The sequence below is a fragment of the Oceaniradius stylonematis genome, from assembly GCF_003149475.2.
Taxonomy (GTDB): domain Bacteria; phylum Pseudomonadota; class Alphaproteobacteria; order Rhizobiales; family Rhizobiaceae; genus Roseitalea; species Roseitalea stylonematis.
The window spans coordinates 1,091,657-1,100,510 of sequence record NZ_QFWV02000004.1 but is presented as its reverse complement, the minus strand read 5'-3'; the positions used below and the strand labels follow the sequence as shown (position 1 = coordinate 1,100,510).

The 8,854-nt window shown below is 66.0% G+C and carries 6 protein-coding genes and 1 pseudogene; 1 reads left to right on the top strand and 6 read right to left on the bottom strand.

What is annotated here, in order from left to right; translation table 11 throughout:
• Positions 1 to 67: 67 nt before the first annotated feature.
• Positions 68 to 844 carry an outer membrane beta-barrel protein gene (locus tag DEM25_RS08920; RefSeq protein WP_158585217.1) on the bottom strand — a complete coding sequence of 259 codons (777 nt, stop codon included), beginning with the start codon at positions 842 to 844 and terminating at the stop codon, positions 68 to 70.
• A gap of 163 nt (positions 845 to 1,007) precedes the next feature.
• Between DEM25_RS08920 and DEM25_RS08915 the strand changes: the two genes are divergently transcribed.
• Positions 1,008 to 1,982, top strand: a complete 975-nt coding sequence (locus tag DEM25_RS08915; protein WP_109769513.1) for a KpsF/GutQ family sugar-phosphate isomerase — start codon at positions 1,008 to 1,010, stop codon at positions 1,980 to 1,982.
• Between the two features lie 15 nt (positions 1,983 to 1,997).
• Here DEM25_RS08915 and hemH read toward each other — a convergent pair whose 3' ends face one another.
• The 5 genes and pseudogenes from hemH to DEM25_RS08890 all read right to left on the bottom strand — a co-directional run bounded on the left by hemH (position 1,998) and on the right by DEM25_RS08890 (position 8,738).
• Positions 1,998 to 3,062 carry a ferrochelatase gene (gene hemH / locus DEM25_RS08910; protein WP_109769514.1) on the bottom strand — a complete coding sequence of 355 codons (1,065 nt, stop codon included), beginning with the start codon at positions 3,060 to 3,062 and terminating at the stop codon, positions 1,998 to 2,000.
• 159 nt (positions 3,063 to 3,221) lie between these two features.
• Positions 3,222 to 5,335: pseudogene (locus DEM25_RS08905) on the bottom strand (5'-nucleotidase C-terminal domain-containing protein).
• 160 nt (positions 5,336 to 5,495) lie between these two features.
• On the bottom strand, positions 5,496 to 5,918 hold the full coding sequence (locus DEM25_RS08900) for an Omp10 family outer membrane lipoprotein (protein ID WP_147393294.1): 423 nt from the start codon (positions 5,916 to 5,918) through the stop codon (positions 5,496 to 5,498).
• Between the two features lie 67 nt (positions 5,919 to 5,985).
• Positions 5,986 to 6,891, bottom strand: a complete 906-nt coding sequence (locus tag DEM25_RS08895; RefSeq protein ID WP_109768616.1) for a heme-dependent oxidative N-demethylase family protein — start codon at positions 6,889 to 6,891, stop codon at positions 5,986 to 5,988.
• Positions 6,888 to 8,738 (bottom strand): M3 family oligoendopeptidase, encoded by a 1,851-nt coding sequence (locus DEM25_RS08890; RefSeq protein ID WP_109768615.1) that lies wholly within the window; start codon positions 8,736 to 8,738, stop codon positions 6,888 to 6,890. The genes DEM25_RS08895 and DEM25_RS08890 overlap by 4 nt, the downstream gene beginning before the upstream one ends.
• Between the last annotated feature and the right edge of the window lie 116 nt (positions 8,739 to 8,854).

The following is an 8,854-nucleotide window of genomic DNA, read 5'->3' as shown; positions in this document are numbered from 1 at the left end:
AGGCCGCATGAGGCCACAATTGAAAACCCGGGCTCTTCACTCAGCTGGATGAGAGATGGGGCTCAGGTCAATAGGCGCCCGATAGGTTCAGTTGGGTCTCCCGGTCGATATCGACCCTGAGCGCCGCATTGGCCTGCGCGGTCGGCTCGGTCTCCGCCTCGCCTGAAAGCCGCACCGGCAGCCGGCCCGAAAAACCCCAGTCTAGCGCGTGGCGGCTCCAGTCCGAGGTGCCGCGCAGGGTCAGCGCCGCTTCCCCGAACGTGCCCTGGCTGTCGGCGGTGCCGTAGGTCAGCGGCGTGGTGCCCGTGTTTTCGAACGTGCTTTGCGAGCGCGTGTGGCTGACGCCCAGATCGAGCGTGGTGAAGACGGTGAAGGTGCCGAGACGCAGGCCCAGCGGCGCGAACGGGTTTTCATCGGCCGAGCCGGTGCCGCGCGCAAGCGGGCCGACCGAACCCGTCGCCTCGACGCGGCCGAAACGGGCCGGATCGTCCGGATCGGGTGCCCCGGAAGCGGCGATCAGCGCGTCGATGGAATCGGTGTTGGCATCCTCGGCTGCATCGAGCGGATCGGTATCGTCGAACGTGATGACCGCCGGTCCGTCGTCGGGTTCATCGGCCGGCGGGCGCGCGCGTGGCACCGCCGCAGGCGCCGGCTCGGTTCGGCCCGCTTCCGAGGGCGCGACGACGCCGCTGCGCGGAATGCCCAGAACGTTTTCTTCCACTTCGCCCCGCAGGTCCGGAACAAGCTGGGCATGCGCGGTGGCCGGAACCAGACTGCCGGCCAGCGCCAGCGCGGCGGCGGCACGCCACCTGCGACGATCTTCTGTGTGCCGGCGCCCTGCCACGTTGCGTTCGTCCCGCCATTGTCCGATATCTTGCCAAGCGGTAAACAATCGAGGTTAACGAAGCGTTGAATCGGCCATGGAAGTATGGCCCGATGGACAAGGACGCTCCGATGCAATAGCTGACCGATATCGGACACCGGACCGACGCGCGGACAAGACCCACATGCTGACCAAACCCAACGCCATGCAGTCGGCCCTGCGCACGCTCTCCACCGAACGTGACGGGCTTGGCGCGCTCGCCGACGCGCTGCAAAACGGTCTTGGCGAGCCGTTCGCCGCCGCCGTTTCGGCCATGCGCGGCGTCAGCGGCCGGGTGATCGTTTCCGGCGTCGGCAAGAGCGGCCATATCGGCTCGAAGATGGCCGCGACCTTCGCCTCGACCGGCACGCCGGCGAGCTTCGTCCACCCGTCCGAGGCCAATCACGGCGATCTGGGCATGATCACCCGCCAGGACGCGATCATCTGCCTGTCATGGTCGGGCGAGGCGCGCGAGCTTGGCGGCATCATCAGCTATTCCCGGCGCTTTTCCATTCCGCTGATCGCGATCACCGCCGGGGCCGGTTCGGCGCTTGCGCGCGAGGCGGACATCGTGCTGCTTCTGCCCAAGGCCGAGGAAGCCTGCCCGCACGGGCTCGCACCGACCACCTCGTCGATCATGCAACTGGCCATCGGCGACGCGCTGGCGGTGGCGCTGCTTGAGGAGCGCGGCTTCACCGCCGCCGATTTCCGCGATTTCCATCCGGGCGGGCAATTGGGCGCCAGCCTGACGCGCGTCGGCGACATCATGCATACCGGCGACAAGCTGCCGCTCGTCCCCTCGGGCACCTCGATGCGCGAAGCGATCATGCAGATCTCGCAGAAAGGGTTCGGCTGCGTCGGCATCGTCCATCCCGACGGGCGCCTCGCCGGCATCATCACGGACGGCGACTTGCGCCGTCACATCGACACCGATCTCCTGGCGATGCGCGCCGACGAGGTGATGACCACCAACCCCAAGACCATCGGCGCCGACGCGCTGGCCGCCACCGCGCTGACCATCGTCAACGCCGCCTCGATCACCGCGCTGATGATCGTCGAGGACGAAAAACCCGTCGGCATCGTCCACCTGCACGATCTGTTGCGGCTCGGCGTGGCCTGAGGCCCGCCGAAACCGTCACACCCAGCCCTGCAGCTCCCGGCGCACCAGCGTCTCGATGACGCTCATCCCTTCGGGGCTGTCGTTGAGGCACGGAATGTGGGTGTAGTGGGTGCCGCCCGCTTCCTCGAAGATCTCGGCGCCTTCGCCGGCGATCTCTTCCAGCGTTTCAAGGCAATCGGAAACAAAACCCGGATTGAAGGTGGCGACCCTGGTGATACCTTCGGCGGGCAGCGCTTCGAGCGTCTTGTCGGTGTAGGGCTGGAGCCATTCCTCAGGCCCGAATCGCGACTGGAAGCAGGTCATCAGCCGGCCCTTATCCCATCCCAGCCGCTGTTCGAGCAGCCGCGAGGTCTTGTGGCAGTGGCAATGATAGGGGTCGCCGCGCTTGAAATAGCTCTGCGGGATGCCGTGATAGGAGGCGATCACGCGCTGCGGTTCGAAATCGAGCGTCGAAAGATGCGCCTCGATCGACCGCGCCAGCGCCTCGATATAGACCGGCTCGTCGTGATAGGCCGGAACGGTCCTGAGCGCCGGCATGAAACGCGTCTTGGACAGCGCCTCGAACACCTTGTCGTTCACGGTGGCCGTCGTCGTCGCGGAAAACTGCGGGTAAAGCGGGAAGGCAACGATCCGGTCGCACCCTTCGGCGCGCAGCGCCTCGATGCGCGATGCGATCGACGGATTGCCGTAGCGCATGCCCCAGTCGACGACGACATTGTCGTTCGCCTTCAAGGCCTCGGCGAGCTTTTCGGCCTGCGACCGCGTGTAGGTCCGCAGATAGCTCTCGTCCCTGTCCTTGTTCCAGATTTCCTGATAGGCCTTGCCGACACGGCCAGGGCGCGTGTTCAGGACAATGCCGTAAAGGATCGGATACCACAGCGCCTTGGGCCATTCGATCACGCGGCTGTCGGTCAGGAATTCCTGTAGATAGCGGCGCATCGAGCGGAAATCCGTGCCGTCGGGTGTCCCCAGATTGATCAGCAGCACGCCGATCTTGCCGATCCGCACCGACGGATGCCCGTCAGGCAGCGGTCCGACCTGTTTGGCAAGGGCACGATCGACGGTCGACTTCATGTTCATGGCAGGTTCCCGTATCGGATCACAAACTAAGCCCTGCGCACGCGAATTCAATGCGGCAATTGGGCCAAGCGGCCGCCGGCAGCAAGAGGGACGGCCAGAAAGACGATGCCCGCCGCAAATGCGGCGGGCATATTGTCTACGTCGCTGACGCCAAACGGATCAGGGCGCGGGGACGACGATCTCGGTACCGATCTCCAGGCCCTCGGCCACCAGTTCCGGATTGGCGTCCGCAAGCTTTGGCCACATCTCGGCATCGCCGTAGAACTCGCGGGCCAGTTCCCACAGCGTGTCGCCGCTCTGGATGACGTAGGTCTCCTGCTCGGCTTCCACCATCGGCCCTTCGCTTGAAAGCGTTTCGGCCGAAAGCGCGGTCGGCGGCGGANGGTGGCGTCTTCCTCGGCAGCCATTTCCTCGGCAGCCATCTCCTCGGCGGGCGCCTCCTCGGTCTCGATCATCGGCCCTTCCGAAGACAGCGTTTCGGCGGCGAGCGCCGTTTCAGGCGGAACCACCTCGGCNTCCTCGGTCTCGATCACCGGGCCTTCGCTCGACAGCGTTTCGGCGGCCAGCGCCGTTTCGGGAGGCACCACTTCGGTTTCCTCGGCGGCCATCTCCTCGGCCGGCGCTTCCTCCGCATCGCCTTCCATCGCCTCGCCCATATCGGCGGCGGCCATGATGCGGCCGTCCGTGTAGGGCGAATAGGGCGCATTCTCGGCCAGATAGTCGGCGACCACCTGTTCGAGGCCGGGGCCGAAATCGTAGGCGTTCATCGCATTGGAGGCGAACATGGCATAACCGTCGCCGCCCTTGCGCATGAAGTTGTTGGAGACGACGCCGTAGGTGGCGCCCTCGTCGAGCGGCGTCGCGTTGCCGTCCGCGTCGATCACCATCACGTCGGAGATGCGGCTGCCCGGCTCGGCACTGACGTCGAACACATAGCTCAGGCCCGCAACCTGCGGGAACCGTCCCGCGCCTTCCTCGATCTGGCCGACGCCGTTCTCGAGCGCGGCGATGATGTCGGCGCCGGAAAGCTGGAACGTCGCAAGCGTGTTCTGGAACGGCAGCACGGTGAGCACCTCGCCCATCGTGATTTCGCCCGAATCGATCGACGCGCGCAGGCCGCCGCCATTCTGTATGGCGATCTGGATGCCCTGGTCGCGCACCCGGTCGAGCATCGCGTCGGCCACCAGATTGCCCATCGCGCATTCCATCGCGCGGCAGACTTCGCGGCTGCCCTCGATCGCATCGGTCGTTTCGCCGACCGGACGGGCCTTGAGCTCCTCGATCGGGCCGCCCAGTTCGGCGACACGCGCGGCGAACGCTTCGTCCGGGGTCACCGAGGCATCGAGCAGATGCGGCTCGCCCTCGGCGGAAACCACATTGCCCTCGTCGTCGAAGACGACGCGCAACTCGCCCAGATACTTCGAATAGGCATAGGCCTGGACGATCGGCACATCCTGACCGGACGGGTTCTGCACCATCACCGGATAGGTGTCGGCCGCATTCTCGTCCGTGTTCGACAGGAGCGTGTGCGAATGCCCGCCGACGATCACGTCGATCCCGTCGACCGCCGCGGCGATCTCCTTGTCGCGCGGCAGGCCGACATGGGACAGAAGGATGATCTTGTTGACGCCTTCGGCCTCCAGTTCGGCGACCGCGCCCTCAAGATAGCCCGTTTCCTCGATCAAAAGGATCGTCGGGCCGGGTGACGATGTCTCGTCGGTATCGGTGGCCAGCACCGAGACGATGCCGATCTTCTCGCCGCCGACTTCCTTGATGATGTAGCCGTCGATCATGTCGGCGAGCGGCGAACTCGCGCCGGCGAGCGTGTTGCCGGAGATCACCGGGAACTCGGCCGCTTCGATGAACGTCTTGAGCGCCTCGGGCCCGTCGTCGAACTCGTGATTGCCGACGGCCATCGCATCGAACCCGATGCCGTTCATGAACTCGACAGCCGCCTCACCCTTGTAGGTGGTGTAGAACAGCGAGCCCTGGAACTGGTCGCCCGCGTCGAGCACCAGCACGTTGCCGCCCTCGTCGGTCAGCGCGGCACGGCGCTCGTCGATCTTGGCTTTCACCCGCGCGACCCCGCCAAAGCACTTGCCTTCGGCTTCGTCATCGGCGCTGCAGGTGGAATCGAAACGGTTGATCGGCTCGATGCGCGAGTGCAGATCGTTGATGTGAAGGATGTCGAGCGTGTAATCCGCCGCCGCGCTGCCGGTGTTCAAAGCCACCGCCGATACGCTCAGCGCCATCAGCATCGCCGTCTTTTTCATGGGGTCCTCCCGTCTGCATACTACCGCGCCGAGGCGCACCGCCACGGCTTGTCCGAAAGCTATGTGACAGCCATTTGACGGGCGCGTCAACGGCTTTCGGCGCCGATGCCGAACCAAAACGAACCCGATTGCGCAGCCTGAATGCGGGCCGGCGCGCGCCTCAGGAAACGGCGGCGCTGCGAACGAGCTGGAACTGCTGGCCGCTGTCGTTGGTGCAGTTCAGCGTCGTCGGGTTCGCAAGCACGCAGTTGGCGCGGATGCGCGTCTGCCGCAGAAGCGAGAAATAGTCGAGCGCGACCGATTCGCGGCTGGTGTAGACATAGGTGCCTTCCGCGACACGGTTGCCGGTGTCGTTGGCGACGCTGACGAAGCGCCCGTTTGTCAGGCTTGCCGTTGCGACGCCGCCCGTATCGCCCCATGCGCCATCGATGATGCCGGCGCTTGACGGCGCCCGCACGCTGCCGCCGCCGCCGGGCGCTGCAATCGTGCAGCCGGCCAACGCCACCGCGCCTGCTGCCACCGCCAGAAACCTCAGCGCCCGGGCCGGACCGGACCCGCGCGCCCTCATCACAGTTGAACCCATGGCCAACTCTCCATTCTTGCCCCGTCTGTGCCAACTTATGACAATGGCGGAGAAGACGGAACCCGCTTTATGGACCGCCGCGCTCCAGCCAATCGGCCAGAAGATCGCGCCCGGACTGCAGCCCCTTATAGTCGCGCTCGGCGGCGCCCAGCGCCCGCAAGCGCGCGGCGAGCGACGCGGCCAGCCCTTCATGGTCGAAAATGCCGGCCATCGGATCGGTCGCGACGCGGATCGTGAACAGCATGTCGCCCGTCTCCGGCAGCTTGCGCAGCGTCTGGTCCTCGCTGCGCAGATGCATTTTCGCCAACGTCGCCATGTCGTCCTCGCCGGCGAACAGGTGCGACGGGTGCGGCTGCGGGCGAAACAGGCCGCCATTGTCGTGCACCGACCAGTTGGACCGTCCGACGACGGTGCCCGGCTTGAGATTGTCGAACATGCGCTCGATCAGCGCCGCGTTGCGCGTGCCGGCGGCGAAACCGGGCACCGGCGCGTGAATCGCCGCCAGCGGCCGGTCGAATTTCTCGGCGAGGGACCAGTAGGACGGAAAGCACAGGCTGGCCGCAACCAGCCGCCAGCCATCGTCATGCTTGCGCATCAAGACCAGATCGTCGGCGACAAGCCGCGAGGCGGTCAAAAGCGGTGCCGGATCGTGTTCGTCGATCCGCACGGCCTTGTCCGTACCGCCGATCGCGATATCCGCCCCGTCCCGCCGATAGACGTCGGGGAAGGCGGCCGGCAGGTGACCGGCGAGAAGGCGCAGCGCCTCGGTCTGGGCGGCCAGCGTGTTGTCGCGCGCCCGGAACACATCGCCGCGCCGCGCCGCGATCAGCGCGTCCTTTTCGGCCAGATTGGCGGCAAGGCGCGTGTCCGGCGCGAGCCAGGCGGCGGGATCGGTCAGCGGTCTGAGCCCGATGGTGAACGCCTCGGCATAACCGTTGCGCGCAAACGTGCCGGCGCGGGGCGGCGCGCTCACCGGTCCATCGCCTCCAACTCGTCGATGATGCCCTCGATCACGCCGAGCCCCTTGGCCCAGAACCCCGGATCGGACGCATCGAGCCCGAACGGCGCCAGCAATTCGCCATGCCGCTTGGAGCCGCCGGCCCGCAGCATGTCGAAATAGGCCTCCTGAAAGCCGCTCTGCGCGTTCTGGTAGACCGCATAGAGCGAATTGACGAGGCAATCGCCGAACGCATAGGCATAGACGTAGAAGGGCGAGCGGATGAAGTGCGGGACATAGGTCCAGAACAGCTCGTACCCCTCATTGAGCCGGATCGCCGGGCCCAGGCTCTCGCCCTGCACCTCGAGCCAGAACTGGCCGATCTGCGCGGTGGTCAGTTCGCCCGCGCGCCGCGCCTCGTGCACCTTGCGCTCGAACATGTAGAAGGCGATCTGCCGGATCACCGTGTTGATCATGTCCTCGGCCTTCTGCGCCAGCATCGCCTTGCGCTCGACGGGATCGTCGGTCGCGTCGAGCATGGACCGGAAGGTCAGCATCTCGCCGAAGACCGAGGCGGTCTCGGCCAGCGTCAGCGGCGTCTGCGCCATCAGCGCGCCCTGCCCGGCGGCCAGCACCTGGTGCACGCCATGGCCCAGTTCGTGCGCCAGCGTCATCACGTCGCGCGGCTTGCCCTGATAGTTGAGCAGCACGTAAGGGTGCGCCGACGGCACGGTGGGATGGGCAAAGGCGCCGGGCGACTTGCCGGGCGTGGTCGGCGCATCGATCCAGCCCTCGTCGAAGAAGCGCTGCGCGATGCCGGCCATGTCCGGCGAGAACCCGGCATAGGCATCGAGCACGATCTGCCGCGCGCGGTTCCAGCCGATCACCGCCTGCGGCGTGTCGGGCAAGGGCGCGTTGCGGTCCCAGGCATCCATCATGTCGGTGCCCAGCCACCGCGCCTTCATGGCGTAGTAGCGGTGCGAGATGCGCGGGAAACTGTCGCGCACCGAGGCGACCAGCGCATCGACCACCTCGCGTTCGACCCGGTTGGCCAGATGGCGCGCATCGGCGACATCCTCAAAGCCGCGCCAGCGGTCCGAAATGTCCTTGTCCTTGGCCAGCGTGTTGGTGATCAGAGTGAAGGTGCGCGCATGGCCGCCAAAGGTCTGCGCGAGCGCCTCGAACGCCTGCCGGCGCACGCTGCGGTCGGCATCCTGCATCTTCGTCAGCACCGGTTCGAGCGGCAGTTCCTCGCCTCCCACGTCAAAGCGCAACCCGGTCATCGTCTCGTCGAAAAGGCGCTGGAAGGCGGCCGACGACGTGACCGATTTTTCAAGGAAGAGCTGCTCGATCCTGTCCTCGAGCTGGTAGGGCTTTTCCAGCCGCAGATCGTCGATCCAGGGCTTGTAGCGGGCGAGCGTGTCGCTCTTCGCGTAGGCCGCGTCCAGCACCGCCTCATCGATCCGGTTCATCTCCAGCGAGAAGAACAGAAGATGCGTCGATACCTCGGTCAGATGCTGCTGGATGTCGCCATAGAACTTGGCCCGCGCCTCGTCGGACGTGTCGGTGGCGTAAAGCAGCCCCGCATAGGAGGCGATGCGTCCCAGAAGGTCTTCGAGCGCCTCGAATGCCTCGATCGCCTCACCGAGCGTTCCGGCGCGAGCCGCGTCTTCCAGCCTGCCCTTCCAGCGCTCCGAAAACGCCTTCGCCTCGCTTGCCGACCGGTCCAGATCGGCGTGGAGCTCGGCGCTGTCCATCGCCGCATAAAGGTCCGACAGACGCCATGTGGGCAGATCGCCCAGATCGGCATCGCGGCCTTGTTCGACGCTCTGCTCCGGTGCCGCGTTTTGGCGTTCCCGTCCGATCAAGCCTGATACGGCCATTGCGTGTCCTCTTCCAATTTGCATCAAATGCGCCGGTCTGTCTTAGCGCTATCGCAACGGCGCTGTGTCAGCTTGGCGCATTGCGAACCATCATCATCGGGCGGGACTCTAGGCCG